Genomic DNA, 26,299 nt, shown 5'->3' on the forward strand with positions numbered 1-26,299 from the left:
TCGATAAAGCGCCAATACGCGCGCACGGTGCTGATCACGGCGACCACACTAGCACAACGGTTTCGACACCCCGATTCTCACGGGTGCCCCCGGTCGATCAGCTCGCTGAGCACGAGGATCGACTCTGATCGATCCACCGGGCCGGCCCGCCGGATGCGTTCGAGCGCCTGCTCGAGGTGCCGTACGTCGCGGGCCATCACGCGCAGGACGGCGTCGGCCTGACCTGTGACCGTCGCCGCACCCACCACCTCCGGTATGGGCTCCCACGCCGCCTTCAACTCGTCGGGCGAGATGTTGCCCCGGCAGTACACCAACACGTATGCCTCGGTGGTCCACTGCATCGCGTGCGGGTCGACGACCGCGGTGAAACCCCGGATGACGCCGTCGGCGACCAGGCGGTCGACGCGTCGTTTCACCGCGGGGGCCGACAACCCCACCTGCTGCCCGATCTGCTGGTAGGTCGCCCGGGCGTCCCGGGTGAGGTGCGCGAGCACCCTCTCGTCGAGGTCGTCCAGTGTCCGCAACAGACCGCTCCCCTTTGCTTCCATACCGGCGATCCGTTGCGTTCAGACGCAATCGACGTCGATTGTTTGCACCAGACCTCGACGATACCCTCGATTCATGACGATGACGAGCCCCGGCACCGGCACCCACACCAGCGCGGGCGCACCGCTCGGCGTCGTCGAACCTCATGTGGCGCACAACTATTCGCCGATCCCGGTGACCGCGGCCACCGCCGAGGGGGCCTGGATCACCGACATCGACGGCCGTCGACACCTCGACTGTCTCGGGGCCTATTCCGCGGTCAATTTCGGCCACCGCCATCCACGCATCGTCGCCGCCGCACTCGATCAGCTGGCGCGGGTCACCCTCACCAGCCGCGCATTTCGGTCCGATCGACTCGAACCGTTCTGCGCCGCACTGGCTTCCCTGTGCGGCAAGGACATGGTCCTGCCGATGAACACAGGTGCGGAGGCGGTCGAATCCGGGATCAAGGTCGCCCGCAAGTGGGGTTACGACGTCAAAGGCGTACCCGACGGCCGCGCCACGATCGTGGTGGCCTCCGGGAACTTCCACGGCCGCACGACGACGATCGTCTCGTTCAGCGACGACCCCGAGGCGCGCGCCGGATTCGGCCCCTACACACCGGGATTCGTTCGTGTCCCGTTCGGCGACCTGGCTGCCCTCGATGCCGCGATCGACGAGAACACGGTGGCCGTCCTGCTCGAACCCGTCCAAGGCGAAGCCGGCGTCGTCGTGCCTCCCGACGATTACCTGCCCGGCACGCGGGCCCTCTGCTCCGAACGCGGCGTGCTGTTCATCGCCGACGAGATCCAGTCCGGTCTGGGCCGCACCGGTAGGACCTTCGCAGTAGAGCACTGGGGCGTCGAACCCGACGTCTACCTGCTGGGGAAGGCACTCGGCGGCGGGCTCCTACCGGTGTCGGCGGTGGTTGCCGACCACGACGTCCTCGGCGTGCTGCATCCCGGTCAGCACGGATCGACCTTCGGCGGTAACCCGCTCGCCGCAGCCGTCGGTCACACCGTCGTCGACATGCTCGCCGACGGGACCTGGCAACGACGGGCGGCGGAACTGGGCGATCATCTGCACGCCCGACTGCGCGACTTCGTCGGGAACGGGGTGGTGGCGGTGCGCGGCCTCGGCCTGTGGGCAGGGATCGATCTCGACCCCGCGCTCGGCACCGGCAAGGACTTCTGTCTGCGGCTGTCCGAACGCAATGTCCTCGCCAAGGACACCCACGGCTCGACGCTGCGACTCGCACCACCGCTCGTGGTCACGGAATCCGAGATCGACTGGGCGATGGACCGATTCGCCGCGACGCTCAGGCAGGCGCCGGTGACCGCCGACCACGATTGAGCCACCAGGCGCTCGTCGAGAGCACGGTGGCGAACGCGCACCACGCCGGGTAGGCGGCGAGCGCGGCACCTGCCGTCCGGTTCGTCCGTGCGGTGCGCCGGGCGAGGTCGGCGCTGCTCACGGTGAGCGCCGCCGCCGCGACCGACGCGGTTCCGAGGGCGCCCCGGCCGAAGTAGATCCAGCTCCACCCGCCGTTGAGCACGAGGTTGGCGCCGAGCGCCGCGAGATACCGCTGACGTTGTTCGTGGTCGCCGTCGTCGGCCAGGTCGTCGAGGGTGACTGCCGAGGTCACCGCGAGGTCGGCGTAGAGCGAGGTCCAGGCGAGCGGGAACGCCCAGTTCGGTGGTACGAAGGACGGTTTCGCCAGCTTCGGATACCAGGTCTCGACCGCCGGCTTGGTGACCACACTGCCGATGGCTGCCGCCGCAGCGGTCGCGAGTGACGTCCCGATCAGAGTGGAGATGCGCATGACTCCACTTCTACGCCTCGACTCAGGTGTCGGCGGGCCGCCGGTCGTCGGTGCCCGCGGCACTGGTGGCACCCGGGGTCCCGGGCGGGTTCGGTGCGACCGCGTCCGAACCGGCCGGGCCCGGCGAATCGGTTCCCTCGTCGAAGGCCTGGTCGGCCTCCGGGTGTTCGGCGTCGAAGGACGCGGGCAGCTTCTTCAGCTGCCGGTTCATCGACCAGATGAGGAACGCGGTCCCGACGAGCAGCAACAGGATCACGAGCAGGCCCAGCGGTGAGGCCTTGCCGAACTCCGGCCCCTGGGGTTCCTGCGCCAGGACCATCAGGGTGTCGTTCACGACTGTGCTGGTGCCCATCACGCCTCGATCCCGGCGAAGAGATCGGTCTCCGGCAACGCGGTCTTGACCCGGGTCCGGGCGAGCTCGAACTCCTCCGTCGGCCACAGGCGTTGTTGCCACTCCAGCGGCACCGCGAAGAACACCCCGTTCGGATCGATCTGCGTGGCGTGGGCGCGCAGCGCGTCGTCACGCTGCGGGAAGTACTTGGAGCACTCGACCTGGGTCGTCACACGTCCCATCAGATCGCCACGGCTCGGGTCCCACTTGCTGAGCCACTCGGCGAACGGACTCTCCTGGCCGTGCCGCGCGAACTCGTCGGAGAACAGGACCATCCGGTCCCGGATGAACCCGTGGGTGTAGTAGAGCTTCGACACCGTCCACGGTTCGCCGGCGTCCGGGAACGCGTCCGGATCGCCGGACTGCTCGTACGCCGCGACCGACACCTCATGGCAGCGGATGTGATCGGGATGCGGATATCCGCCGTGCTCGTCGTAGGTGACGATCACGTGCGGGCGGAACTCGCGGACCACGCGCACCAAGGCCTCGGTGGCCTCGTCGAGCGGCACCGAGGCGAAGGAACCCTCCGGAACAGGCGGGAGCGGGTCGCCCTCGGGGAGGCCCGAGTCGACGAAGCCGAGCCATGTCTGTCGGACGCCGAGCGCCTCGGCGGCCTTGGCCATCTCCTCGCGACGGACCTCGGTCATCCGCTCTTTGATGCCCGGGCGGTCCATCGCCGGATTCAGGATGTCGCCACGCTCACCGCCGGTGAGTGTGACGACGAGCACTTCGTTGCCCTCGGCCGCATACTTCGCGGTCGTGGCGGCACCCTTGCTCGACTCGTCGTCTGGGTGCGCGTGCACCGCCATCAGCCGGAACACACCCGACTTGGGGTCGCCGACGTGGGATTCGGTCACAGTTCCTCACCTTCGGATCGCTACTCCTCCCATGGTAGGTATTGACGCGTGAACAGTTCGGACGGGGGCGCCGCAGACGCCGGTGACGCGCCGCGCGCGACACCCGACACCTTGCGACCGCACAGCGGTCCGCGCGCCACCTATCCGGAGCGTTCGGAGACCGCCTCTGGGCGTCGTCGCTGGTTCATCGCCCTGTCGATCCTGGTCGTCGCGGCCGGCGTGACCCTCGCCGTCATCGGCTACAGCAAGTTCTCGTCGGCGGACGTGACCGGTGAGGCCACCGGCTACGAGATCATCGACGGCTCGACCGTCGCGGTGCAGTTCACCGTCGAGCGTTCCGATCCGAGCCGGGCGGCTGCCTGTGTGGTGCGCGGCCGCTCCCGCGACGGCGGCGAGACCGGGCGTCGCGAGATCCTGATCCCCGCGGACTCCGCAGAACGGATCGGCGTCCGCACCGAGGTCACGACGTCGAAACCACCGGTCATCGGCGAGGTCTTCGGGTGCACCCTTGACGTGCCGGCCTACCTGAAGCCGTCGGCCTCGTGACCGCCGCGTCCACCGGCAGTGAGTTGCCGTCGCCGCGCGCCGCCTTCGCCTCCATCGGCAGCCGCTACTTCCCCCTTCTGGTCGCCGTCTTCGTCGGCGTCATGCTCATCAGCAACGTCACCGGCACCAAGGGCGTCGTCCTGTTCGACGAATGGCTGCAGGTCGATCTCGGGCCGATCCAGATGGACGGCCTGGTGACCGACGGCGCCTTCTTCCTGTTCCCGCTCGCGTACGTGCTGGGCGACGTGATCAGCGAGGTCTACGGGTTCCGTGCCATGCGCCGGACGATCCTCGCCGGGTTCGCGGTCCTGATTCTCGCGTCGTTGTGTTTCTGGTTGACCATTCACCTCCCGGCCGCTGAATTCTATGAAGGCCAGGCGGCTTTCGAGACGGTTGCCGGAGTCGTCCCACAATTCCTGCTAGCCGGATTGGCCGGTTATGTCGTGGGCGAATTCCTCAATTCCTTCGTCCTGGTCAAAATGAAGGAACGCGCCGGGGAAAATCGTCTCTGGGCGCGCCTGCTGGGTTCGACGATTGTCGGCCAGTTGGCCGACACCATCGTCTTCTGTTCGATCGCCGCCACCGCCCTGGGTATCTCGACCTGGGGAGATTTCGTCAATTACACGATCGTCGGATTCGTCTGGAAAACACTTGTTGAGGTCATCCTCATGCCTGTGACGTATTTCGTTGTGGGATGGCTGAAACGGATGGAACCGACGTATCAGGACGCTCTCGGCGCGCTGTCGCGCGGCAGTACCGATGTGCCATAGGTCTCACCACCTGGTACCCTGAACGGATACACGGCTCCGCGAGGGGTCGTGTTGCTGCATTTTCAGCAGTCCATATGCCCCTGGTGTAAACGGTCGCCCGGGGCGCGGACAACACAAAGGAGTGACCGATGACCGACACCCAGGTGACCTGGCTGACCCAAGAGTCGCATGACCGCCTCAAGAGCGAGCTCGATTCGTTGATCGCCAACCGTCCGGTCATCGCCGCCGAGATCAACGAGCGTCGCGAAGAAGGCGACCTCAAGGAGAACGGTGGCTACCACGCCGCTCGCGAGGAGCAGGGCCAGCAGGAAGCGCGTATCCGCCAGCTGCAGGAACTGCTGAACAACGCGAAGGTCGGCGAGGCGCCGACCCAGTCCGGCGTCGCACTGCCCGGTTCCGTCGTGACCGTCTACTACGACGGTGACGAGAAGGACACCGAGACGTTCCTCATCGCCACCCGCGAGGAGAGCGGCCAGGGCGGCCTGGAGACCTACTCCCCGAGCTCCCCGCTCGGTGCCGCCCTCATCGACGCCAAGGTCGGCGAGACCCGCGAGTACTCCGTGCCCAGCGGTGCCACCATCAAGGTGACCCTGGTCAGCGCGGAGCCCTACCACGGCTGATCGGACGACGAACACAACCCGGGACGGTATGACCGTCCCGGGTTTCGTGTTTTCGGGGGTTCTCGTCCGTGAGCTACCGCCGGTCGCGCGACCGGCGAACCTCAACTCGACTCCTGGACTTCGATCGAAGTCCAGGAGTCGAGTTGGGGTTCATCGGTCGTGCCCTACGCGTGGTCGACCCCATACGTCGCCTGCGTGGACGTGATGCCCTCATACTCGAGCTGTTCGCTCAAGCCCTGCCGCGAGAACGCCGTCATCGAACGATAGTCGCGGGCCTTCTGCGCCGCCTGTTCGTTCCAGTCGACGGCGCCCTGAGCCTCGACCTCGGTCACGGCGTACGTCGCGTCGGCCGTCGAGAACCCTTCGTACTCCAGCTGATCGATCAGACCCGCTCTCGAGAACGCCATGATCGAGAGGTACTCCTTCGCCTTCGCCACTGCGCTCGTCTGCTCCCAGGTCGCGAGTGACTCTGCACCGGGAGTCCCGGTCGTCGGTGACTGCTCGAACACCTGGCTCGAACCGGTAGCGGTCACAGCGACGCCACTTTGAATGCCGATCGTACTGACTCCCAACGCAATTCCGCACACCGCGACCACGCCGGCAATCAGACGGGGCCACACACGGCGTGCCAACGACGGTCGTGCTCCGACCGGCGAACCTCGACTCGACTCCTGGACTTCGATCGAAGTCCAGGAGTCGAGTTGGGGTTCATCGGTCAAGCCGCGGTCAGTTTGTCCAACCACGGCCGGAGCAGATTGGCGAGCCCGCCGCGCTCGAGCGTTCCCCACGTCCATCGGATCACCATGATCCCCTGTGCGCGCAGCGCATCCTCCCGACGCTACTCCCGGATGAGTGCATCGCGCGGGCTCTCACCCTGGCGCAACAGTCGGCCGTACTTCTGTAGTCCGTCGAACTCACCGACAAGTGTTCCGTCCCAGTCGAAGTCGGTCCGCGCGTCTCCGGCGTCCGTCTGGAACGTGTGCTGCAGTCGCGGAGTCGGCAACCCGGCCTCGATCATCTGCGCCCGGCTCCACGACTCCCCGACACTCTCCGACGCACCGTCCGCATGCGCAAGGGCACGACGCGCGGTCCCCGCACCGCGCCAACGGTTCCGCGACGCGAGGATACGGGTCATCGTGGCGATGTCGGCGCCGGACGCTAGCGCGCGATCGAACACGGCCAGCGCTTGGGCGAAGTCACCGGACATCGCAACATCTACGGCGGTTCGCTCACGAGACGTGACCCTGATTCCGCCGATGTCGACCACCTCGTCGGGCGCCACCGGCCCGGCATGGACGATCCGTAACCCGTGCCCGAACCCGCCCACCTTCGACTTCTTCGTCAGATGCACGACCTCGCGTTCCGGGTGCAGCAGCGGCAGCTGGTGAACGGCTGCCGCCGAGTCGTGACTCAGGATCGACGCGTCACAGTCTCGAACAGACGTCGCGACCGCGATCGATCTCAGTCGGTACAGACGGTCACCCGGGTCCTCGGCGGACGCCTCGTCGGCCGCCAGTGCGCAGACCCCCGGGGCAAGACGAATCAGTTCGCCGCGCCGTACGGCGGCTGTCACAGCGTCGTCGTTGATGCCGAGTCGCAGCGTTGCCGTGCGGCGAATTAGCCCGTGTCTGTCGGTGGGAAAAGAGGTCATGACTTTAGGACGCACCAGGGCCGATATCGGATCCGCTTGCGAGGGTCGCTTACCCCACGACCGGCGAACCTCGACTCGACTCCTGGACTTCGATCGAAGTCCAGGAGTCGAGTTGACGTTCACCGGTTGCGACGACTCACGCCGTGTCGGTCGACCTGACCTTCAGGAATCAGCGTTGTCGGCCCCGTATGCAGCCTGTTCGGGCGTGAAACCTTCAAACTCCAACTGCTGGACGAGTCCCTGGCGTGACATGGGTGTCACGGCTTGGTACTCGCCGGCCTTCTTGGCCGCCTGCTCATTCCAGTTCACGTCTCCGTCAGACTCCAGTTTGTCCACCGCCACCGTGGCATCCGCGTTCGAGAAACCCTCGAACTCCAGTTGCTTGATCAAGCCGGACTTCGAGAATCCGGACAGGGACAGATAGTCTTCCGCCTTCGACACGGCGTTCTTCTGCTCAGAGGACAGGTCCTGCTCAGCGGGTGGCTGCGGCTCCGTAGCCTGTGCCGGCGTCGAGGCCTCGTCAGTCACGGAATCTTCTGCCGCAGTGGGTTTCTGAGGGGCGGACGAAACACCCGAATCAGCCGTGGTGTCCGTGTCCTCCGCCCCTCCGCCGGAGGTGGCGGCAAGAATGATGATCAGCAGGACCACGAGAGCCCCCAGGATCCAAGGCCACTTCTTTTTCTTCTTCGCAGGTGGGCTCGGGTATGGCTGCGGCGGAGCGCCGTACTGCGGAGCCCCGGGTTGCGGAGCCCCGGATTGCGGCGGAGCACCGTACTGCGGAGCGCCGTACTGCGGAGCGCCGTACTGCGGAGCCCCGGGTTGCGGAGCCCCGGGTTGCGGCGGCTGTCCGTACTGCTGCCCTTGATACGGCTGGCCGTACGGCGGCTGCTGACCCGCGTTGGGGTCGGGATTCTGGTTCTGGGGGTCGGTCATCGTATGTCCTCATCTACCGTGCGGCACCTGGGAAGCGGTCCCGCATCTGCACGCACTGTCGCACCGGGGTCCGACAGAACCGTTGCCGCACAGTGTCATCCGAACGGACGAACCTCCAGCCGCATCACCGTGCACCGTCGGGACCGAGGCACGCCCGACGCGCCGGTCATACGCCCGTGCTTCAATGTGACCCATGGCACGTTCCCATGAGCTGGAGTCCTTCGATCTCGACTTCTTCGACGATGCGCCGGTGCGGCACGTCATCGACGTGCGTCTGCCGGTCGCGCCGGAGCGCGCGTGGGCCGAGTTCACCCGTCAGCACACGCTGGACTGGTGCCGCGCGATCAAGAAGATCGAGTTCGTCTCACCGCCGCCGTACGGTGTGGGAACGCAACGCCGCGCGGTCCTCGGTCCCGGCTACGTGACCCTCGACGAGGACTTCTTCGACTGGACCGAGGACCCGGCGAACGGTCACTACCGCAACGGTTTCCGGGTCCTGAGGGCGAACGTCCCCGGCATCCGACGCTTCGGCGAGGCCACGGAGATCTTGCCCGCCGACATGGGTTGCCGACTCAAGTGGACCTTCGCGCTCGAGTTGCCCACCTCGTCCCGTGTGGTCACCGCGTTCTCCGGTCCCGCGTCGTCGACGGTCTACAAGACCATCGAGGCCGACACCCTCAAGCATTTCGCGAACCTCGAACCTGCGAAGTGAGTCACCGGCCGGTTGTCAGGCAACCACCGCGACGGCCGCCGAAGTTCGACCCGTCGTCGGCATAGGCGAGGCAGTCAGCGTGCCCCGGACCAGGTCATCGGCGAGACGCATCAGCACGCGAACCGATGGAGACGCTTGTGCGCTCCCCGTCCACGCAGGCTCGACCGCCACGGTGAATGCATCCACGTCGACGACCGCCGGGCGTCGCCCGTCGACCTCTGCAGAGCGGCAGAGCTTCCGGTCGCGGGTCAGCACATGCAGCGTGATCATGTCCACGACGGGCGGCGAGTTCTCCCCACCGAGTGTTGCTCGCCACCAGCACAAGCCGTCGATCCCGACGTCGCGATTGTCGAGACCCGGACATCTCTTCGATGGACGATGGCGTCCGGCGGACCTCTCGAACAAGGCGAGACCGGCGCTACCCAATGTTGGTAGGACGCGGGTGTCCACACCGCCATCCCCGGCGGTGGCTTCCTCGTTCCGCACGCCTGTGATCAGCTCTACTGCCGGGGCAGTGACCCAGTGCACCGGCGCGTCGGCGAGATGCAACACCGTCACCGCGAGGGACGAAGACCACCAGTTGATGAGCCTGAGGAGTCGGTCCGCCTCCTCGAGTGCGGCCTCCCTGTCGGTGTACTCGTCCGGATCGAGATGCAGCGAGCCATCGTCCGCATCGTTGAGATCTTCGGCCAGCAGACTCGCTTCGGCCTCGAGTTCGTCCAGCCGCCGGTAGGCCTTCCGTCGTTGCTCATGAAGGTCATCCATGAGCTCGTGACGGACGCGGTGAGCAATCCGTGGTGTCCAGGCCGCCTCGGCGGAGTGTGTGCGTCGTCCCATAGCGGGCAACGTAATCCGTCCCGCTATCGCAGCCGCACCGAGAATCCACAGCACAGACGCTCATCCACAGAACTCCTCGTGTCAGCCGCGTCGAATCCACGCCGGTCGCCCGTTGGCGGCGACGTGAATCACCCCTGGTTTGATGCCGCTTCCTTCTGAGTCAGGAAGGATGAGCTCATGCCTAAAAAGATCGATCCAGAGGTCCGTTCGAGGGCTCTGCGGTTGCTGGAGGCCCACGGCGGCGAGTACACGTCGTTGACTGCCGCTGCCGAAGCGATCGCTAAGCAGGTCGGTGTCGGCGGGGAGACGGTACGTAGGTGGGCAGTGCAGGCGCAGGTCGATGCCGGCGCCCGCTCCGGGACCACCTCGAAGGAGTCCGCCGAGATCAAGCGTCTCAAGGCGGAGAACAAGCAGTTGCGAGAAGACGTTGCCATTCTGAAGGCGGCGACAACTTTCTTCGCGGGGAACTCGACCCCCGCAACCGATGATCGTGGCGTTCATAGATCAGATGCGCAGCAACGGTTTTGCGGTCGAGTCGATCTGCCGGGTCCTGCGTGAGCAGGGCTGCATGGTTGCCGCACGAACCTACCGGGCATGGCGAACACGAATGCCTGCTGCTCGTACCGTCTCCGACGCTCACGTCGTCGATGCGGTGCGCAATGTCGTCTGGCGCACCGATGACGACGGCCGACGGAAGATGACTCCCGAGGGCCTCTACGGGCGGGTGAAGATGCGCGCCCATCTGCACCGCACAACACTGCCTGGGGTGTCCTACGGCGCTGTTGATCGAGCAATGAAAATGCTAGGCCACAACGGAATTCGAAGATCCAAAGGGGTCCGCACGACCGTCCGCTCCGCTGACGGTGTACGCGCGGAGGATTTGCTGAACCGACAGTTCAGTGCCGCCGAACCCAACCGGGTCTGGGTGACCGATTTCACCTACTGCCGGACATGGGCCGGGTGGGTGTACGTGGTGTTCATCATCGACGTGTTCTCCCGTCGAATCGTGGCGTGGCACGCATCGACATCGAAGACAGTCGAGCTGGTGACGGTCCCGCTTCGGATGGCGCTGTGGCAGCGCAAGCGGGAAGGGCATCCGGTGAAAGCTGCTGAGCTGATTCACCATTCAGATGCCGGAAGTCAGTACACATCGGTTACACTGACTGAACGTCTGCGACTCGAAGACATCGCCGCGTCGATCGGAACGGTCGGGGACGCCTACGACAACGCGCTGGCCGAGTCGGTGAACGGCTTGTACAAGACCGAGTGCATCCGGACCACGATCTTCCACTCCGGTCCGTACAAGACAGTCTCCGACGTCGAGTTCGCGACCGCTGGTTGGGTCGACTGGTACAACAACAGCAGGCTGCACTCGAGTATCGGCCAGATCCCCCCGACCGAGCTCGAAACGCTTCACTACGCTGGCCTCGGCCCCGAGGACCAGCCCACATTGGAGGCGGCACAGAACCTAGGGTGATTCAACGTCCCTCCGGAGCGTTCCGCGGAACACTTCGCCCCGCGCGACAGCACCACGTAAGCCGACGCAAGCCCGACGACAGGCGACGGCGCCACAGTTGTCGGCATGACAACGACAACCACTCCCCGGCCCGACGTCGGGTCGGCCCGGTCCCTCCGCACCGACCTCGCGATCGACGCTCGCGGCCTCGTCAAACACTTCGGTTCGACCCGCGCGGTCAACGGCGTCGACCTCGCCGTGCCGACCGGATCGGTGTACGGCGTCCTCGGCCCCAACGGTGCGGGAAAGACGACCACCGTCAGCATGCTGGCGACCCTGCTGCGGCCGGACGCCGGAGAGGCGCGCGTGTTCGGCTACGACGTCGTCGACGACGCGGTCGCCGTGCGCTCGCTCGTCGGCGTCACCGGTCAATACGCCTCCGTCGACGAGGACCTCACCGCCACCCAGAACCTGGTGCTCTTCGCCCGCCTGCTCGGCTTCTCACGGACCGCGGCCCGCTCGCGCGCAGACGAGTTGCTGGAAGCATTCGCCCTCACCGACGCCGCGGCTCGACCGCTGAAGAACTTCTCCGGCGGTATGCGACGGCGCCTCGACCTCGCGGCCAGCCTGATCGACACCCCGCCGCTGCTGTTCCTCGACGAACCGACGACCGGCCTCGACCCGCGAACCCGCGCCCAGATGTGGGACACGATCCGCCGGCTCGTCGCCGGCGGATCGACAGTCCTGCTCACCACCCAGTACCTCGACGAGGCCGATCAGCTGGCCGACCGGATCGCCGTCATCGATCACGGCCGCGTCATCGCCGATGGCACGGCTGACGAACTCAAGCACTCGATCGGCGCCAGCACACTCCAGCTCGTCGCGGCCGACCGTGCCGACGCACCCCGCGTGTGCGAGATCGCCGAGTCGATCCTCGGGCAGAAGGCCACGTTGAGTCCGGAGGCCGCGCGGACGACCGTGCCGCTGAGTTCGGCCGAGCTTGTGCCCGACGTCCTGATCGCACTGCGCGAGAACGGGATCGGCGTCGAAGAGATCACCGTGCAGAAGCCGAGCCTCGACGAGGTGTTCCTCACCATCACCGGTAGGCCCGCGGAATCCGACGCCGACACCGGCGCACCCGGGCACCGGCCATCCGACACAGATTCTTCCGACACCACCCAGGAGGCCCGTTCATGACCACGACCCTCGACAATCCCCCGTCGACCTCGATCACAACCCGCGCCGCACGCGCGCAGGTCAAGACCTCCATCAGCCTTGCCGAGTCGTTCCGGCAGTCCTTCAGCATGGCCTACCGCGGTGTGCTCAAGATCCGGCACAACCCCGAACAGCTCTTCGACGTCACCTTCCAGCCGATCATCTTCACGCTGATGTTCACCTACATCTTCGGCGGCGCGATCAGCGGCAACGTGGAAGCCTATCTCCCGGTGATCATTCCGGGCATCCTCGTGCAGACCGTGATCATGACCTCCATCGTCACCGGCACCCAGTTGCGGGAGGACATGGACAAGGGCGTCTTCGACCGGTTCCGTTCGCTACCGATCGCCCGGATCAGCCCACTCGCCGGCGCCCTGCTCGCCGACGTCATCCGCTACTCCATCGCCACCGTACTGACCGTCGTGATGGGCGTGCTGATGGGCTGGCGCCCCGATGTTCTCGGTGTCATCGCCTCGGCCGCACTCATCATCGTGTGCAGCTTCGCGGTCTCGTGGATCTTCGCACTCATGGGCTGCCTCATGAGCAAAGCATCAGCCGTGCAGGGCATCTCGATGATGATCATGTTCCCCCTGACCTTCATGTCGAATGCCTTCGTCCCGGTCGACAGCATGCCCGGTTGGCTGCAGGGCTTCGTGAACGTCAACCCGGTCAGCCATCTGGTCACGGCGGTCCGCGAACTGACGAACTCCGGTCACGCCGGAATCCACGTCGTGTGGGCCCTGATCGGCGCCGCGGTGATCACCGCGGTGTTCGCACCACTCGCCGTGCGGGCCTATATGCGAAACGCCTGATCGTGCAGTAGTCGCTGCAGCTCCTCGACGGCCACGTGGCGCGGCACCGCAGGGTGTCGCGCCACCCCGTCCTTTCCGGCCTGCTCCTGTGTCCAGTGCCATGCCCAGTCCAGCGACGGGCAGTCTCGTCGTCCGGGCAGACTCACCGCCAACTCGACGAGGCGTCGGCCGACGGAATCCGTGGGGCGGCCGGCGTTCCACAGCACGGTGAAGGCCGATGCCACCGTGCCCGCCTGCGGCAGGTCCTGCCACCCCGGACCGAACGTCATGTCGTCGAGTCCCTTCACCATTTCCGGAACCAGCTCCCACGCGGCGTCGACATCTCCGCTGCGGACGAGGCCCGCGACGGCGGCGGACACCACCATGAGCACCGCGGGGTCGGCGACGCCGAAGGGGTGTTCCCGCAGCATGACCCGTGCGGCGCGCAGAAAACCCGCGGCCACCTCCGGATTCGACGCGCCGTCTGCGAAGGCGAGTTCGGCAACACCCAGCAGAGCGGGCCCGATCACCTCCGGATTGCCCTGTGGGTCCTCGGCCTCGAGGTCCCAGTCGTCGGTGATCACGTGGAGTTCGCGACGCGCGTCGTCCGGGAAGTCGCCGGCGAGCAAGGTGAGGACCAGCATGGTCCTGATCTGGCGGACGTCTTCGACGGCGCCCAGTGGTGCCAGCAAGTCGATTCCGGCTCGATAGGTCGCCGCGGCTTCGGAATACCTGCCCTGCTGTCCGTACAGACCGCCCGTGCTCGACTGCCGCATGCCCTGGAACCACGAGGCGTAGCGGCTGCCCGCGAGCCATCGGCCGGAAGCCGTCGAGTCCCGGAGTGCCGGACCGACCAGCCCGCGATTCTCTCGGAGATGTGACCGTAGCGTCAGGGCCAGTGCCCGGACCTCGTCGTCGACCGCGGTCTCGGCCGCCTCGCAGATGATCCGGTACGCGCCCGTCGACGTCGAGGCCAGCGCCACGGCCGACAGGAACTCGCTCGCCCGGTGGAATGTGAGGTGGGCACGATGGAGCGAGCGCAAGAGGAACCGGGCGGTGGCCTGCACTCGGAGTTCGCCCGTCATCATGCCGTGCACCGCACCGACGATGGCGGTCACCTGCCAGTTCTCGCGCAGGGCGTCGTCGGGTGCCGCGGGTGGGCGCGGTAACGCCATCAGGACCCGCGCGCCCCACGCGCGCGTCTCCCCGTGCAGACCACGAACCGTCCAGTGATACGCCAGTGCCGGGTACAGCGTCGTGAGTACCGCGACGATGTCGTCGGTGGGCGCCACGACCGCGGACTCGCAGGCCGACCGGAGAATCCAGGTCAGGTTGTCGGCCTCCCGGGCCAAACCGCCGGCACCGGCGGGGTGGTCGCCGTTCTCGGCCAGGTCGCGCATACGGGAAACGAATTCGATGGCCCAGCCACGCATTTGCGACTCGACCCGGGCCGCCAGGTCGGCGGCCATCCGGGTCTCGCCGAACTCACGAACCATCTCCAGCATGCGGAAACGGACCGAACCGTCGGTCTCCACGACCGACAGCAGCGACTGGTTGGTCAGACTCTCGAGGGTGTCGTCGAGAACCGTCCCGGAGGCCCCGGTCACCGCCCGGGCAGCCGATCGGCTGAACCCACCGGGAAAGCGGCACAGCTGCACCAGCGCTGCCCGGCCGGCGTCGTCGAGCAGTTCCCAGCTCCACTCGATCACCGCGTAGAGGGTGCGATGGCGATCCGGCGTCGTGCGGTCGGCGGACCGCAGGAGCGCGAACTTCTCCCCCAGGCGGTCGGCGATCTCCTCGACCGTCATCGTCCGGATCCGGGCCGCCGCCAGCTCGATGGCCAGCGGCAGTCCGTCGAGGTGGCGGCACAGCTCGACGACGCGCCCCGCGGGCAGCTCCGCGTCGGGACGCACAGCCCGAGCGCGGGTCCGGAACAATTGCACCGCAGATGAATTCACGTCCACCGCCGCAAGTACGGGTAGCTGATGCACCTGCTCGCCGACGATGGCCAGCGGCGTTCGGCTGGTGGACAGGACGCGGACGCCGGGCACGGCCGCGGTGAGTTCGGCGACGATCCGGGCGCACGCGCCGATGATCTGCTCGCAGTTGTCGAGGATCACCACCGACGCCCGCTCGCGCAGCGCGTCCTCGAGACGTGCGGTCAGGTCTCCGGGGGTCATGCGGGGACGGCCGGTTGCGGAGAGATCGGATTCGCCGACCCCGAGCGTCGCGGCGATCGCCGGGATCACGTCCTCGCCGGACCGCACCGAGGCGAGCGACACGAAGTAGACCGGGGCGCCCGCCGCATGCAGCCGATGGCCGATCTCGGTCGCGATCCGCGTCTTGCCGACGCCGCCGGGACCGAGCACGGTCACCACGCGCCCGGTGTCGAGCATGCTCGCCACGGCGTCGAGGTCGGCACCGCGTCCGATGAGTTCGGTGGTGGGCGAGCGCAATCCGACGGCACGCACCGGCCGTGGCGCGCTGATCTCAGGTGGTGATGTCGCGGTGAGGATCTCGGCGTGGACCCGCGCCATCTCGGTACCCGGGTCCGTCCCCAGCTCGGTCGACAACCGCCGTCGGAGCCGGTCGAACACCACGAGCGCGTCGGCGGCGCGGCCTTCCCCGGCGAGCGCCCGCATCAGGGCGGTGTGTGCCGGCTCGTCGAACGGGTCTCGCGCGCAGCGTTGTTCGGCGATGGATCGCGCGGTCGCGAAGTCACCCTCGGCGAGCGAGGCCGTCAGCTGCGCACCGTCGAGCGCGTCCTGGGTACGTCGAATGCGTGCGGACAGTGTCACCGTCACCGGGGACCCGTCCCCGAGATCGTCTCCGGGCACGCCGCGCCACCACTGCCGGGCCCGGTCGTGGGCATCCCGGCCGCCTTCGGCGAGCAGCGTGTCGACCACGTCGAGGTCGGTGCGGCTGTTGCGCAGTCGATAACCGTTCTCGGTGCCCTCCAGAACCCCCTCGGGCAGGAGCTTGCGCAGCCGGGACACCTGGGTGTGCAACGCACTGTGCGGCGAACGCGGCGGATCGTCAGCCCAGACGTGGTCGATGAGGCGGTCCGCCGAGATCACGCGCCCGTCGGCGAGGGCGAGCGACACGAGCAGGCGTCGGGCCCGCAGCCCCGGCACCGCGACGAGCCGATCGGGGCTCTCGGCGCCCACCGGGCACGCGCCGACCGCGATCGGGCCCAGCACACCGATCAGGGCGGGTCCGTCGGCAGCCACCCAGACAGGTTAGCGCCGACGTTCGCCCTCAGTCCCGCAGGAACCCCGCGTCGGCGAGGGCCCGCCGGACGTCGTGCTGGTGGTCGTGTCCGCGGGTCTCGACACTGACGGTCACCTGCACCTCGCCGAGATACAAATCGTCGGCGACGCGGGAATGGACGACGTCGAGCACACTCGCGCCGAGGTCGCGGAGCAGTTCCAGCAGTGCGACCAGTCCACCGGGCCGGTCGGAGACGGTCGCGGTCACGGTCAGGAATCGTCCGGCGGCGGTCAGGCCGTGGGTCGTCACATGGCGCAGCAGCAGCGGGTCGATGTTGCCGCCGGACAACACGACGCACACGGTCCCGGACAGCGCGAGCCGACCGCTCACCGCCGCCGCCACCGCCGCGGCCCCGGCAGGCTCGACCACCAGCTTCGCCCGCTCCAGCATGAGCAGCAGCGCGGTGCTCAACTCTTCCTCGCTGACCGTGACGATCCGGTCGACGAACTCGGAGACGTGCGCGAACGGGACCTTCCCGGGTGTCGCGACGGCGATGCCGTCGGCCATGGTGTTCATCGCCGCGACCGGCGTCGGTCGCTCCTCGGCGAGTGATGTCGGCCAGGCCGCGGCCTGCGCCGCCTGCACGCCGATCACCTCGACCTCCGGTCGTCGCAGACGCGCCGCCGCGGCGACGCCGGCGAGCAGCCCACCGCCGCCGAGTGGCACGAGAATCGTTGACACGTCCGGGATCTGCTCCAGGATCTCGACGCCGACCGTCGACTGTCCGGCAACGATGTCGAGATGATCGAACGGGTGGATCAGAGCCGCGCCCGTCGTACCGGCATGACGCTGCGCCTCGACGAGCGCCTCGTCGACGGTCGATCCGGCGAGCACCACCTCTGCGCCATAGGCTTTCGTCGCGGCGATCTTCGGCAGCGCGGCTCCGACCGGCATGTAGACCCGTGAGGCGATCCCCAGTTCCGATGCCGCCCAGGCGACTCCCTGCGCATGATTGCCCGCACTGGCCGCGACGACCCCACGGGCACGTTCCCCCGCCGACAACCGCGAGATACGCAGGTACGCGCCGCGTGGCTTGAAAGATCCGGTGCGTTGCAGGTTCTCGCACTTGAGCCACACCTGCGCACCGCTCCGCTCGGACACCACCCGCGACGCGATCGTCGGGGTCCGCCGGATCACGGACGCAAGCTCGTCGGTCGCGCGGTCGACGTCGTCGGCAGTCAGCAGCATGCGACCAGTATCGGCCATCTCCGCCCTGCAGGAGCCACCCGAGGAGACGTCATCGCGCCGCCGAGCTCCCGCGGTCGTCCGATGACGTCGACTCCCTGATCTCTCGGAGTTCGCGCATCGCCCGGTCGAGCACGACTTCGGTGTCGGCGTGGACCGTGTTGTCGGCGTGCACCAGGTCCCCGAAAGCACGGTCCGCGGCACCTCTGCGTGTGTCGAAGGCCGCGGCGGGGTCGAGATCGGCACACTCGACGAGCACGTCGGCCACGTCGATCCGGCCCCGGACGCGCAGCAGTGCGGCGGCGTCGCGCGCCGTGGTCCACAGCTGCGTCGGCTGACCGCTGTCGCGCCATGCCCCGAGCAGGACGACGTAGGCCTCCGCGGCACGCGCTACATCGCCGACGCGGACGAGACACGCCGCCGCGCCGACACGAGCGACCCCGACGATGAACGTCGCCCCGACGCCGGCGGCCCGTTCGTGGGCGCGTTCGTAGAGGGCGAGCGCGCTGGACGGGTCGTGCGCGGACAGCAGCTCGCCGTGGACGTAGTCAAGGAAGGCGTGCTGCGACGGCCCCGCCGACGGGTCCAGCGTCGACCGGGCCTCGGCCAACAGCCGGGCAGCCCCGCTCGAGTCACCGGAGTACGACGCGGCGAGCGCCGCAGACGCGAGGAACGCCGACCCCAGGGACGGGTGTGTGCCGCAGCGGGTCCATTCCCGTACCGCCACCGCGAAGTCGCCACGGAAGTGCGCGACCGCCGCCCTGGCCGCCCGCGCGCCGACCAACGCGGGCGCATCCGGATCCGGTGGTGCCCCGGAGGCATCGGGACGTAGGGCGGAGGTCGCGAAGTCGACGGCGAGGTCGAACTCGCCGACGAGCCGCGCGGCCTCGGCCGCCGCGGACAGCATCTCGGCGCGATCGGGATGACCATCGAGCCACGCCGAACGCGCCGATTCGACGGCCCACGTCCACAATTCGTTGAGGTTGCGCCATGTGCTGATCAGCGACAGCGATGTCGTGATCGCCACGAGTACGTCGACGCGTCCGCGCGCCAGTGCCAGGTCCCGCGCCGACCGCAGGTTGTCCATCTCGGCATGGAGACGCTCATTCGCCTCGAACTCCGCGACGCCGAGCCACTCGTCGCCGATGTCCCGCACCGTTGCGACACATTCGTCGAGGAACCGGTCCTCGGCCGCGGCGAGCACGCCCGCACGGTCGAGGTGATCAAGCAGATGGGTGCGGATGAGATGCACGAGACGGTATCTGCCGCCCGACGCGTCGGCGACGAGCAACGAGCTGTCGATCAGACGGTGCAGGGTCTCCACCGGGTCGAGCCCGCCGTCACCTCGCGTGCCGATGCCCGCTGCGCCGACGACCTCCGCTTCGACGCTCAGTGCGACGGATTCGAACGTGCGCAGCGACACACCGCCGGGAAACGGTGCGAGGGCGGCGAGTACGGCTTGATCGACCACGCTCAGCCGTCGGAATGACATGTCGATGCTGCTGCGGAGCGTCAGCCGCCGCTGGTCGTCGGCTCCGGTTCCCGTCGCGAGATCGAGTGCACCATCGAGCATTCGGGCCACGGCCGACATCGGCATCACGGCGGCCTGACGCGCCGCCAGCTCGATGCCGAGCGGGAGCCCGTCGACACGGCGCACGACGTCGACGAGGTCCGTGAGCTCACGACTCGACACCGCGAAGGTCGGATTGCGTCGCAGCGCGTGCTCGACGAACGCGCGCACTGCAGGCTGCCGAACGACCGCGTCGACGTCGTCGACGCGGGTGGGAAAGGTCAGGGGCTGCAGACGCAGGACGTACTCGGCGGAGAGTGAGAGCACGACTCGGGAGGTGGCCAGGATCCGCACTGCAGGAGCCAGTTCGACGATCGCCGCGACCAATTCGCGGCAGGACGACAACACATGTTCGCAGTTGTCGAGGACGAGCAGGAGCGACCCGTCGACGGCGCGCGCGATCGCGTCCACGGAAGCACCCACCCCGACCTCGAGACCCAGGGTGGACACCACCGACGGGAGGACGCGGTCGGCTCGCGCGACCGCGGCGAGGTTGACGACGGCAACGCCGTACCCGGGGAACACCGCGGGGTCGGCGGCGACGTCGAGCGCGAGACTGGTCTTGCCGACGCCGCCCGTACCGGTCAGGGTCACGACCCGATGCGCCGACAACAGCCGGATGATCTCGGCGCGTTCTCGCTCCCTCCCCACCAGAGGCCCGGCCGGCGCAGCAGGTCGACGCCGCGACGTCACGCCGGGCCCCGGATTCGTCTCGGCCTGCCCGTATTCGGAGCCCGCCGCCACCCGCTGCTCGAGCGACGCGAGGGCCGGGCTCGGATCGAGACCCGTCCGCTCGCGCAACCGGTCGCGGAACTCCATCGCGACCGCCATCGCGTCGCCGACACGCCCGTCGGCGGCGAGTGCGCGGATGAGCAGTCGTGCCGAACTCTCGCGGAGCGGCGCGGACGCGACACCGGCCCTCGCTGTCGCGGTCGCGCTCGGGTCGCGGCACTCCACCAGCGCTTCGACGTGGGTGTCGGCGAGCCGATTGTGGAGGTCCTCCAACGCAACGCGTTCGGTGTCCAGGTCCGGGATGCCGGCGAACTCGCCGAGCGGCTCGCCGCGCCAGAGTTCGCGGGCACGGACGGTCAGACGGAGACGCTCGGCGGGATCGGGCGTGTCGGCGGCGGATGCGAGCAGGTCGCGCACGATCGTCACATCGACGACGGACACCCGGAGCCGGTAGCCGTCGGGGCGTCGTTCCAACAGATCGGCGTGTCGGCCGAGATGGCGTCGCAGCCGGGACACCAGATTGTGCAGTGCGGCAATCGGTTCCCGCGGCAGATCGTCGCCCCACAGCGCGTCGACGAGCCGCCCGATACCCATGCCGTGCCGGCCGGCGACGGTCAACAGCGCGAGCAGGGCGCGTCGTCGTTCCCCGGGGACCGCGACCTCGGCACCGTCGACCCGCAACCTCAGTGCACCCAGCAGGCCGACCTCGACCGCGGGCGACACGTGCCCGTCTTCGGTTTCGCGCACCACCATCCCGATCGTCGCTCTCTGTTCTCCGACGGCCTATGCAGGATGAGCGTAGGTCTCCACCGACACCCATGTTCGATATCGCTCGAGGCCGATCGCCGCGGCCAGGTCCGCGGTCTGCGAGCGCTGAGCCAGCAGGGCTCGCACCTTACGGTCCAGTTCGGCCCCGTCGAGATCGATTCGCAACGCGACCATCTCCTTCGGACACTGGCGCGGCCCGCCCAGCGCCCACATGTCGAACTCACGGGCGAGGTCGAACTCGATCCCCCGCCCGGTGCCCACCGGGTGAAGGATTCGCGGGCAGGTCGACGAACGGTCGACGGCGAGGCGGACCCACCGGTTGACGGTGCGGTGGTCGGGGTGCCCGGTCACGCCGTCGGGACCGAAGGTCAGGACGGTGTCGGGTGACACGTCGTCGAGGAGGGCGGTGATGCGTCCGACCGGGCCGCTCTCGTCGATCGCCGCCAGTGAACCGTCGGGTAGGTCCAACCAGTGGTGCTCCTGGATGCCGAGCTCGATAAAAGCCTTCTCAAGCTCGCCGGTCCGGACCAGGGCGAGCTCCGAACGCTCTGCGGCGGTGGCATTCTCGTCGGCCGCTTCGCCGCGGGTCGCGGTCACGCACACCACGCGCCCACCCGCGTCGCGGACGGCGGCCATCACGCCGCCGGCGAGGTAGGTCTCGTCATCGGGGTGAGCCCAGATGGACATCACGGTGCCCAGGTCGCTGATCTGTGTTGTTCTCATGCGTCGACGGTCTCCGAGCCCGCTGTCACGGGGCTGTCACCATCGGCTCACCGCCCAGCGGGTCACGGTCCGGTCATGACAGCGCCGCGACAGGACGCCGGCGCACGCTCGGTGCACACGCCGCCCGGCGTGGTTACGACATCGCACACGAGAGGTTCATCCCATGACCACCACACACGCCGCCGGTTCCGGCACCGCGACCGACTTCGCTCGGGTCGAGGCCTTCGCCGGCCAGGTGAGCGCCGATCTCACCCATGCCTATCACTCGATCAGCACCTACCTCGGCGACCGCCTGGGACTGTGGCGGGCTCTGGCGCAACTCGGTTCGGCGACGAGCGCCGAGCTCGCCGAACGCTCGGGACTCGCCGAACGGTATGTGCACGAATGGTTGTGCGTGCAGGCCGCGGCCGGATACGTCCTGCTCCACGACGCCGGCGATGACGCCGCGAATGGCCCAGAGGTGTTCGTGTTCCCCGCCGAGCACGCGATGGTGCTCGCCGAGGACAACAGTCCGGCGGCGATCGTGGCCGGCTTCGAGGTCGCTGCCGCGGTGTGGTCCTCGGTCGACCAGCTCGCGCATGCGTACGCGACCGGCGACGGCGTGCCCTGGCACGCCCACGATTCCCGGCTGTTCTCCGGCGTCGAACGGTTCTACGGCACGATCTACCGCGCGTCGTTGCTCAGCGAGTGGGTTCCGGCGATCGACGGCCTCGGACAGCGCCTCACCGACGGCATCCGCGTTCTCGACGTCGGGTGCGGGTACGGGGTCCCCACGATCCTGCTCGCCGAGGCCTTCCCGAACTCCACGTTCGTCGGTGTGGACAGCCACGAGGAGTCCGTCCGGCGCGCCACCGCAGCCGCCCATGCGGCCGGGGTCGACGACCGGGTCCGCTTCGAGGTGGCCACGGCCCAGTCGTACGCCGGCGACCACGACGCGATCATGATCTTCGACGCCCTGCACGACTTCGGCGATCCGGTGGGTGCGCTCGCACACGCACGGTCGTCACTGCGTCCCGGCGGTCAGGTGATCGCCGTCGAACCGCTGGCGCACGACACACTGGCCGAGAATCTGACCAATCCCGTTGCACTGCTGTTCTATTCGGGTAGCTCATACCTCTGCGTACCGCACAGCATCGCCGACGGCACGACCTCGCTGGGCGCCCAGGCCGGCCCCACTCGACTGCTCGACACCTTCCGGGCGGCCGGTCTGACCTCGGCGCGTGTCGCGGCGACCACTGCGTCGAACCTGCTCCTCGAGGCGCGGGTCTGACGCCCACCCGACTCCTCAGCGCAGCGCGTTCTCCAGGTCCCCGAGGAGGTCGTCGATGTCCTCGATACCGACCGAGAGCCGGACGAGGTTGGCGGGGACCTCGAGGAGCGATCCGGCCGTCGAGGCGTGCGTCATCGCACCGGGGTGTTCGATCAGCGACTCGATGCCGCCGAGCGATTCGGCGAGCGTGAACACCTCGGTGCGGGCGCAGAACTCCTTGGCGGCGTCGAGCCCGCCCTTGACCAGCACCGACACCATGCCGCCGTAGCGCTTCATCTGTTTGCCCGCGACCTCGTGGCCCGGATGGTTCTCCAAGCCCGGGTACAGGACGGCGTCGATCTTGTCGTGGCCGCTCAGATAGTCGACGACCTTCTCCGCGTTGTCGCAGTGCCGGTCCATCCGGATGCCGAGGGTCTTGATGCCGCGCAGGGTGAGGAACCCGTCGAACGGTCCGGGGACCGCCCCGGCGCCGTTCTGCAGGAACGCGAACGCCTCGTCGAGCTCCTCGCTGTCGGTGACCAGTGCGCCGCCGACGACATCCGAGTGCCCGCCCAGGTATTTGGTCGTGGAGTGGAGCACCACGTCGGCGCCCAGGACGAGCGGCTGCTGCAGGTACGGCGAGGCGAAGGTGTTGTCGACCACGAGCTTCGCGCCGGCCTCGTGCGCGACGGCGGCGAGGGTCTCGATGTCGCCGACGTTGAGCAGCGGGTTGGTCGGCGTCTCGGTCCAGACCAGCTTGGTCTCCGGCCGGATGGCGTCGCGCACCGCGGCGACGTCGGACACCGGGGCCACCGAGTAGGTGATGCCCCACTGGCTGAACACCTTGTCGATGAGCCGGAAGGTGCCGCCGTAGGCGTCGTTGGGGATCACCAGATGATCGCCCGGCCGCAGCGTCGAACGCAGAACGCAGTCGGTGGCGGCCATACCGGAAGCGAAAGCCCGTCCGTAGGTGCCGCTCTCGAGCGCAGCGAGATTGGCTTCGAGGGCGCGTCGGGTCGGGTTGCCGGTGCGCGCGTACTCGAAGCCGTCGCGCAGTCCGCCGACGCCGTCCTGGGCGAAGGTCGAACTGGCGTAGATCGGGACGTTCACCGCCCCGGTCTGCGGATCCGGATCGTAGCCGGCGTGGATGGCGCGGGTCGAGAAGCCTTGCCAGCGAACCGAATCCGCGGCACTGCGTCGTTCACTCACGGTGATGCTCCTATCCGACGATCGGGTGGCTCGACACGAAGGCGAGCAGGTCGTGGCGCGTGATCACGCCGATGGGCTTGCCGTCCTCGACGACCATCAGCGCGTCGCAGTCGCCGAGCGCCTTGGTGGCCGCCGACACCGGTTCGCCGGAACCGATGAGCGGGAACGGCTCTCCCATGTGCGCCGACACCGGGTCGGCGAGGCTGGCACGACCTTCGAAGACCGCGCTGAGCAGGTCGCGCTCGGTGACCGCACCCGCGACCTCGCCGGCCATCACCGGTGGCTCGGCGCCGACGACCGGCATCTGCGAGACGCCGTACTCGCGCAGGATCTCGATCGCGTCGCGCAGGGTCTCCTGCGGGTGGGTGTGCACGAGGTCGGGCAGGGCGCCGGTCTTGCCGCGCAACACATCTCCGACGAGGGATTCCTTGGTGGTGGCGTCCAGCGGCGTCCGCAGGAAGCCGTAGCTGCTCATCCACTGGTCGTTGAAGATCTTGGCCATGTAGCCGCGGCCACCGTCGGGCAGCAGTACGACGACGACGGCGTCGGGTCCCTCGCGTTCGGCGACCTGCAGGGCCGCGACCACCGCCATCCCGCACGAGCCGCCGACGAGCAGCCCTTCCTCGCGGGCGAGACGCCGGGTCATGTCGAACGAGTCGGCGTCGGAGACCGCGATGATCTCGTCGGGGATGTCCGGGTCGTAGGCCGACGGCCAGAAGTCCTCCCCGACACCCTCGACGAGGTAGGGGCGCCCGGTCCCGCCGGAGTACACCGACCCCTCAGGGTCGACGCCGACGATCTTCACCGAGCCGCCGGACACCTCCTTGAGGTACCGGCCGGTGCCGGTGATGGTGCCGCCGGTGCCGACGCCGGCCACGAAGTGCGTCACCTTGCCGTCGGTGTCGGCCCAGATCTCGGGACCGGTGGTCTCGTAGTGACTCTGCGGACCGGCCGGGTTCGCGTACTGGTTGGGCTTCCACGCACCGTCGATCTCGGTGACCAGGCGGTCGGAGACGCTGTAGTAGCTGTCCGGGTGGGACGGCTCCACCGCGGTCGGGCAGACGACGACCTCGGCACCGTAGGCGCGCAGGACGTTGCGCTTGTCCTCACCGACCTTGTCCGGGCACACGAACACGCACTTGTAGCCGCGCTGCTGGGCGACGAGCGCCAGGCCGACGCCGGTGTTTCCCGACGTCGGTTCCACGATGGTCCCGCCCGGCTTCAGCTCACCCGAGGCCTCCGCCGCGTCGATCATCCGCACGGCGATGCGGTCCTTGCTGCTGCCACCGGGATTGAGGTACTCGACCTTGGCGGCGACCAGGCCCGATCCGGGTGAGGTCACCGAGTTCAGCTTGACCAGCGGGGTGTTGCCCACCAGGTCGACGACGTGATTGGCGATGCGCATGTGTCCATGGTCCCAGAGCCACCGCGAACAGCGACACCCGGCCGCTGCCCCAGTCAGCAGATCCCGCTGAACGCCTAAACTGGCACTCGTGTCCGGTTCGAGTCGTCGAGGAATCGTCCCCGCCAGGATCGTGCGCGACGTCGGCGCGACAGCGGTTGCGACCGCGGGCGCGGCCGGCGCCGGCTGGGCCGCCTACAACCTGTTGAACAGTCAGGCCGCCGAGGCCCGCGTGGTGATCCCGCACCGTACCGACAACGCCCCGGACGGCGACGGCGTGTACCGCCCCGACGGCACCAGCGCACGTTTCACCCGGGACACCGTGTACGACCTGTATCTCGTGGTGTTCGGGGACTCGACCGCGGCCGGACTGGGTGCCGAGACCGCGGACGAGACGCCAGGAGTCCAGATCGCCCGCCGCGTGGCCGCGGAGACCGATCGGGTGGTCCGCTACGCCAACAAGGCCATCGTCGGCGCGACGTCGAAGGGGCTCGCGGCCCAGATCGAGGCGATGTTCGTCCATCACGAGCGACCCGACGTGGCCGTCATCCTCGTCGGCGCCAACGACGTCACCGCCCGCAACAGTCCGCTCCCGTCGGCGCGCCGGCTCGGAGATGCCGTCCACGCACTCGTCGACGAAGGCGCGAAGGTCGTCGTCGGCACCTGCCCGGATTTCGGCGTGGTGACCGCGATCCCCCAGCCCCTGCGAATGGTGTTGCGACGCTGGGGACTCACGCTGGCGGCGGCGCAGCGATCGGCGGTCCGGGCCGCCGGGGGGCGGCCGGTCCCATTGGCCGACCTGCTGACCGAGGAGTTCCTCGCGCGCCCCGAGCACATGCTGTCGCCCGATCGATTCCACCCGTCGGCCGCGGGGTATGAGCTCGCCGCCGACATCCTGGTGCCCGAGGTGCTCGCCTCGATCGGCGAGTGGGGTCCGACGCCGCTGCCCGAACCGCCGAAGGTGTCCGAGGCCGTCGAAGAAACACGGTTCGTCACACGTCTCAGGAGACGCCTGACACGTCGGTGACCAGCCACGACCCGGGCTGACCGGCCTCGCGACCAAGC

Annotated in this window: 23 protein-coding genes and 1 pseudogene; 10 read left to right on the top strand and 14 right to left on the bottom strand. The window is 68.3% G+C overall.

Features of this window, described 5'->3' with window-relative positions; translation table 11 throughout:
* Positions 1–77: 77 nt before the first annotated feature.
* Complete coding sequence (locus Q9R39_RS05830; protein WP_058250893.1) at positions 78–524, bottom strand: Lrp/AsnC family transcriptional regulator; 447 nt, start codon at positions 522–524, stop codon at positions 78–80.
* A gap of 97 nt (positions 525–621) precedes the next feature.
* Here Q9R39_RS05830 and rocD point away from each other — a divergent pair, with 97 nt between their 5' ends.
* Positions 622–1,878 carry an ornithine--oxo-acid transaminase gene (gene rocD, locus Q9R39_RS05835; RefSeq protein WP_058250737.1) on the top strand — a complete coding sequence of 419 codons (1,257 nt, stop codon included), beginning with the start codon at positions 622–624 and terminating at the stop codon, positions 1,876–1,878.
* On the opposite strand, the gene Q9R39_RS05840 is transcribed toward rocD, so the two are convergent.
* From Q9R39_RS05840 to mca, 3 genes are read right to left on the bottom strand one after another with little or no spacing between them, the layout of a single operon-like run.
* On the bottom strand, positions 1,844–2,347 hold the full coding sequence (locus Q9R39_RS05840; RefSeq protein ID WP_058250738.1) for a TspO/MBR family protein: 504 nt from the start codon (positions 2,345–2,347) through the stop codon (positions 1,844–1,846). The genes rocD and Q9R39_RS05840 overlap by 35 nt on opposite strands.
* Positions 2,348–2,369: 22 nt before the next feature.
* Entirely contained in the window at positions 2,370–2,699 is a 330-nt protein-coding gene (locus tag Q9R39_RS05845; protein WP_058250739.1) for a hypothetical protein, read from the bottom strand.
* Entirely contained in the window at positions 2,699–3,595 is an 897-nt protein-coding gene (gene mca, locus Q9R39_RS05850) for a mycothiol conjugate amidase Mca (RefSeq protein ID WP_055474886.1), read from the bottom strand. Before mca ends, Q9R39_RS05845 begins: the two co-directional genes overlap by 1 nt.
* A gap of 48 nt (positions 3,596–3,643) precedes the next feature.
* Here mca and Q9R39_RS05855 point away from each other — a divergent pair, with 48 nt between their 5' ends.
* From Q9R39_RS05855 to greA, 3 genes are all read left to right on the top strand, one after another.
* Entirely contained in the window at positions 3,644–4,141 is a 498-nt protein-coding gene (locus Q9R39_RS05855; protein WP_055474887.1) for a DUF4307 domain-containing protein, read from the top strand.
* On the top strand, positions 4,138–4,911 hold the full coding sequence (locus Q9R39_RS05860) for a queuosine precursor transporter (RefSeq protein WP_058250740.1): 774 nt from the start codon (positions 4,138–4,140) through the stop codon (positions 4,909–4,911). The genes Q9R39_RS05855 and Q9R39_RS05860 overlap by 4 nt, the downstream gene beginning before the upstream one ends.
* A gap of 128 nt (positions 4,912–5,039) precedes the next feature.
* A complete protein-coding gene (greA, locus tag Q9R39_RS05865) occupies positions 5,040–5,531 on the top strand; it encodes a transcription elongation factor GreA (protein ID WP_004020945.1) in 492 nt (163 codons plus the stop codon).
* Between the two features lie 164 nt (positions 5,532–5,695).
* Here greA and Q9R39_RS05870 read toward each other — a convergent pair whose 3' ends face one another.
* From Q9R39_RS05870 to Q9R39_RS05880, 3 genes and pseudogenes are all read right to left on the bottom strand, one after another.
* A complete protein-coding gene (locus tag Q9R39_RS05870; RefSeq protein ID WP_231632647.1) occupies positions 5,696–6,064 on the bottom strand; it encodes an Ltp family lipoprotein in 369 nt (122 codons plus the stop codon).
* A 182-nt stretch (positions 6,065–6,246) separates the two neighbouring features.
* Positions 6,247–7,182, bottom strand: a pseudogene (locus tag Q9R39_RS05875) (hypothetical protein).
* Between the two features lie 162 nt (positions 7,183–7,344).
* Positions 7,345–8,115, bottom strand: a complete 771-nt coding sequence (locus Q9R39_RS05880; protein ID WP_084817203.1) for an Ltp family lipoprotein — start codon at positions 8,113–8,115, stop codon at positions 7,345–7,347.
* Positions 8,116–8,308: 193 nt separating this feature from the next.
* Here Q9R39_RS05880 and Q9R39_RS05885 point away from each other — a divergent pair, with 193 nt between their 5' ends.
* Positions 8,309–8,827, top strand: coding sequence for a hypothetical protein (locus Q9R39_RS05885; RefSeq protein WP_055474890.1), 519 nt, complete (start codon positions 8,309–8,311; stop codon positions 8,825–8,827).
* 15 nt (positions 8,828–8,842) lie between these two features.
* Here Q9R39_RS05885 and Q9R39_RS05890 read toward each other — a convergent pair whose 3' ends face one another.
* On the bottom strand, positions 8,843–9,592 hold the full coding sequence (locus Q9R39_RS05890) for a hypothetical protein (protein ID WP_055474891.1): 750 nt from the start codon (positions 9,590–9,592) through the stop codon (positions 8,843–8,845).
* Positions 9,593–9,841: 249 nt separating this feature from the next.
* Here Q9R39_RS05890 and Q9R39_RS05895 point away from each other — a divergent pair.
* The 3 genes from Q9R39_RS05895 to Q9R39_RS05905 all read left to right on the top strand — a co-directional run bounded on the left by Q9R39_RS05895 (position 9,842) and on the right by Q9R39_RS05905 (position 13,147).
* Positions 9,842–11,141, top strand: a protein-coding gene (locus Q9R39_RS05895) for an IS3 family transposase (RefSeq protein WP_156354154.1) whose coding sequence is annotated in 2 segments (ribosomal slippage) — positions 9,842–10,128 and positions 10,127–11,141 — 1,302 coding nt in all. Because the reading frame shifts where the segments join, the coding sequence is not laid out codon by codon here.
* 105 nt (positions 11,142–11,246) lie between these two features.
* The gene (locus Q9R39_RS05900; RefSeq protein WP_058250745.1) at positions 11,247–12,317 is read left to right on the top strand and encodes an ATP-binding cassette domain-containing protein; all 1,071 of its coding nucleotides are present in this window, start codon (positions 11,247–11,249) and stop codon (positions 12,315–12,317) included.
* On the top strand, positions 12,314–13,147 hold the full coding sequence (locus Q9R39_RS05905) for an ABC transporter permease (protein WP_058250746.1): 834 nt from the start codon (positions 12,314–12,316) through the stop codon (positions 13,145–13,147). Before Q9R39_RS05900 ends, Q9R39_RS05905 begins: the two co-directional genes overlap by 4 nt.
* On the opposite strand, the gene Q9R39_RS05910 is transcribed toward Q9R39_RS05905, so the two are convergent.
* Genes Q9R39_RS05910 through Q9R39_RS05925 form a run of 4 tightly spaced genes read right to left on the bottom strand, consistent with a single transcriptional unit; the run spans position 13,129 to position 21,374 of the window.
* The gene (locus tag Q9R39_RS05910) at positions 13,129–16,356 is read right to left on the bottom strand and encodes a BTAD domain-containing putative transcriptional regulator (RefSeq protein WP_078112088.1); all 3,228 of its coding nucleotides are present in this window, start codon (positions 16,354–16,356) and stop codon (positions 13,129–13,131) included. The two genes, Q9R39_RS05905 and Q9R39_RS05910, sit on opposite strands and share 19 nt — an antisense overlap.
* A 28-nt stretch (positions 16,357–16,384) precedes the next feature.
* Complete coding sequence (gene ilvA, locus Q9R39_RS05915; protein WP_058250748.1) at positions 16,385–17,584, bottom strand: threonine ammonia-lyase; 1,200 nt, start codon at positions 17,582–17,584, stop codon at positions 16,385–16,387.
* Between the two features lie 49 nt (positions 17,585–17,633).
* Complete coding sequence (locus Q9R39_RS05920; protein WP_159370432.1) at positions 17,634–20,636, bottom strand: BTAD domain-containing putative transcriptional regulator; 3,003 nt, start codon at positions 20,634–20,636, stop codon at positions 17,634–17,636.
* A 30-nt stretch (positions 20,637–20,666) separates the two neighbouring features.
* Complete coding sequence (locus Q9R39_RS05925) at positions 20,667–21,374, bottom strand: PIG-L deacetylase family protein (RefSeq protein ID WP_058250750.1); 708 nt, start codon at positions 21,372–21,374, stop codon at positions 20,667–20,669.
* A 163-nt stretch (positions 21,375–21,537) separates the two neighbouring features.
* Between Q9R39_RS05925 and Q9R39_RS05930 the strand changes: the two genes are divergently transcribed.
* The gene (locus Q9R39_RS05930) at positions 21,538–22,644 is read left to right on the top strand and encodes a class I SAM-dependent methyltransferase (protein WP_058250751.1); all 1,107 of its coding nucleotides are present in this window, start codon (positions 21,538–21,540) and stop codon (positions 22,642–22,644) included.
* A 15-nt stretch (positions 22,645–22,659) separates the two neighbouring features.
* Here Q9R39_RS05930 and Q9R39_RS05935 read toward each other — a convergent pair whose 3' ends face one another.
* Together Q9R39_RS05935 and Q9R39_RS05940 are read right to left on the bottom strand one after the other, a co-directional pair.
* Complete coding sequence (locus Q9R39_RS05935; protein ID WP_078112089.1) at positions 22,660–23,832, bottom strand: cystathionine gamma-synthase; 1,173 nt, start codon at positions 23,830–23,832, stop codon at positions 22,660–22,662.
* A gap of 10 nt (positions 23,833–23,842) precedes the next feature.
* Positions 23,843–25,237 (bottom strand): cystathionine beta-synthase, encoded by a 1,395-nt coding sequence (locus tag Q9R39_RS05940; protein WP_078112090.1) that lies wholly within the window; start codon positions 25,235–25,237, stop codon positions 23,843–23,845.
* Between the two features lie 88 nt (positions 25,238–25,325).
* Here Q9R39_RS05940 and Q9R39_RS05945 point away from each other — a divergent pair, with 88 nt between their 5' ends.
* Positions 25,326–26,261, top strand: a complete 936-nt coding sequence (locus tag Q9R39_RS05945) for an SGNH/GDSL hydrolase family protein (RefSeq protein ID WP_374193861.1) — start codon at positions 25,326–25,328, stop codon at positions 26,259–26,261.
* The last annotated feature ends 38 nt before the right edge of the window (positions 26,262–26,299 follow it).

Origin of the sequence: Gordonia sp. AC31 (assembly GCF_031844505.1) — a bacterium.
GTDB classification, from domain to species: Bacteria; Actinomycetota; Actinomycetes; order Mycobacteriales; family Mycobacteriaceae; genus Gordonia; species Gordonia hongkongensis.

Coding starts and splice junctions, on each gene's coding strand:
- rocD (WP_058250737.1), top strand. CDS start 622: ATGACGATGACGAGCCCCGGCACCGGCACCCACACCAGCGCGGGCGCA.
- Q9R39_RS05840 (WP_058250738.1), bottom strand. CDS start 2,347: ATGCGCATCTCCACTCTGATCGGGACGTCACTCGCGACCGCTGCGGCG.
- Q9R39_RS05845 (WP_058250739.1), bottom strand. CDS start 2,699: ATGGGCACCAGCACAGTCGTGAACGACACCCTGATGGTCCTGGCGCAG.
- greA (WP_004020945.1), top strand. CDS start 5,040: ATGACCGACACCCAGGTGACCTGGCTGACCCAAGAGTCGCATGACCGC.
- Q9R39_RS05880 (WP_084817203.1), bottom strand. CDS start 8,115: ATGACCGACCCCCAGAACCAGAATCCCGACCCCAACGCGGGTCAGCAG.
- Q9R39_RS05885 (WP_055474890.1), top strand. CDS start 8,309: ATGGCACGTTCCCATGAGCTGGAGTCCTTCGATCTCGACTTCTTCGAC.
- Q9R39_RS05890 (WP_055474891.1), bottom strand. CDS start 9,592: ATGGATGACCTTCATGAGCAACGACGGAAGGCCTACCGGCGGCTGGAC.
- Q9R39_RS05900 (WP_058250745.1), top strand. CDS start 11,247: ATGACAACGACAACCACTCCCCGGCCCGACGTCGGGTCGGCCCGGTCC.
- Q9R39_RS05905 (WP_058250746.1), top strand. CDS start 12,314: ATGACCACGACCCTCGACAATCCCCCGTCGACCTCGATCACAACCCGC.
- ilvA (WP_058250748.1), bottom strand. CDS start 17,584: ATGCTGCTGACTGCCGACGACGTCGACCGCGCGACCGACGAGCTTGCG.
- Q9R39_RS05920 (WP_159370432.1), bottom strand. CDS start 20,636: ATGGTGGTGCGCGAAACCGAAGACGGGCACGTGTCGCCCGCGGTCGAG.
- Q9R39_RS05925 (WP_058250750.1), bottom strand. CDS start 21,374: ATGAGAACAACACAGATCAGCGACCTGGGCACCGTGATGTCCATCTGG.
- Q9R39_RS05930 (WP_058250751.1), top strand. CDS start 21,538: ATGACCACCACACACGCCGCCGGTTCCGGCACCGCGACCGACTTCGCT.
- Q9R39_RS05940 (WP_078112090.1), bottom strand. CDS start 25,237: ATGCGCATCGCCAATCACGTCGTCGACCTGGTGGGCAACACCCCGCTG.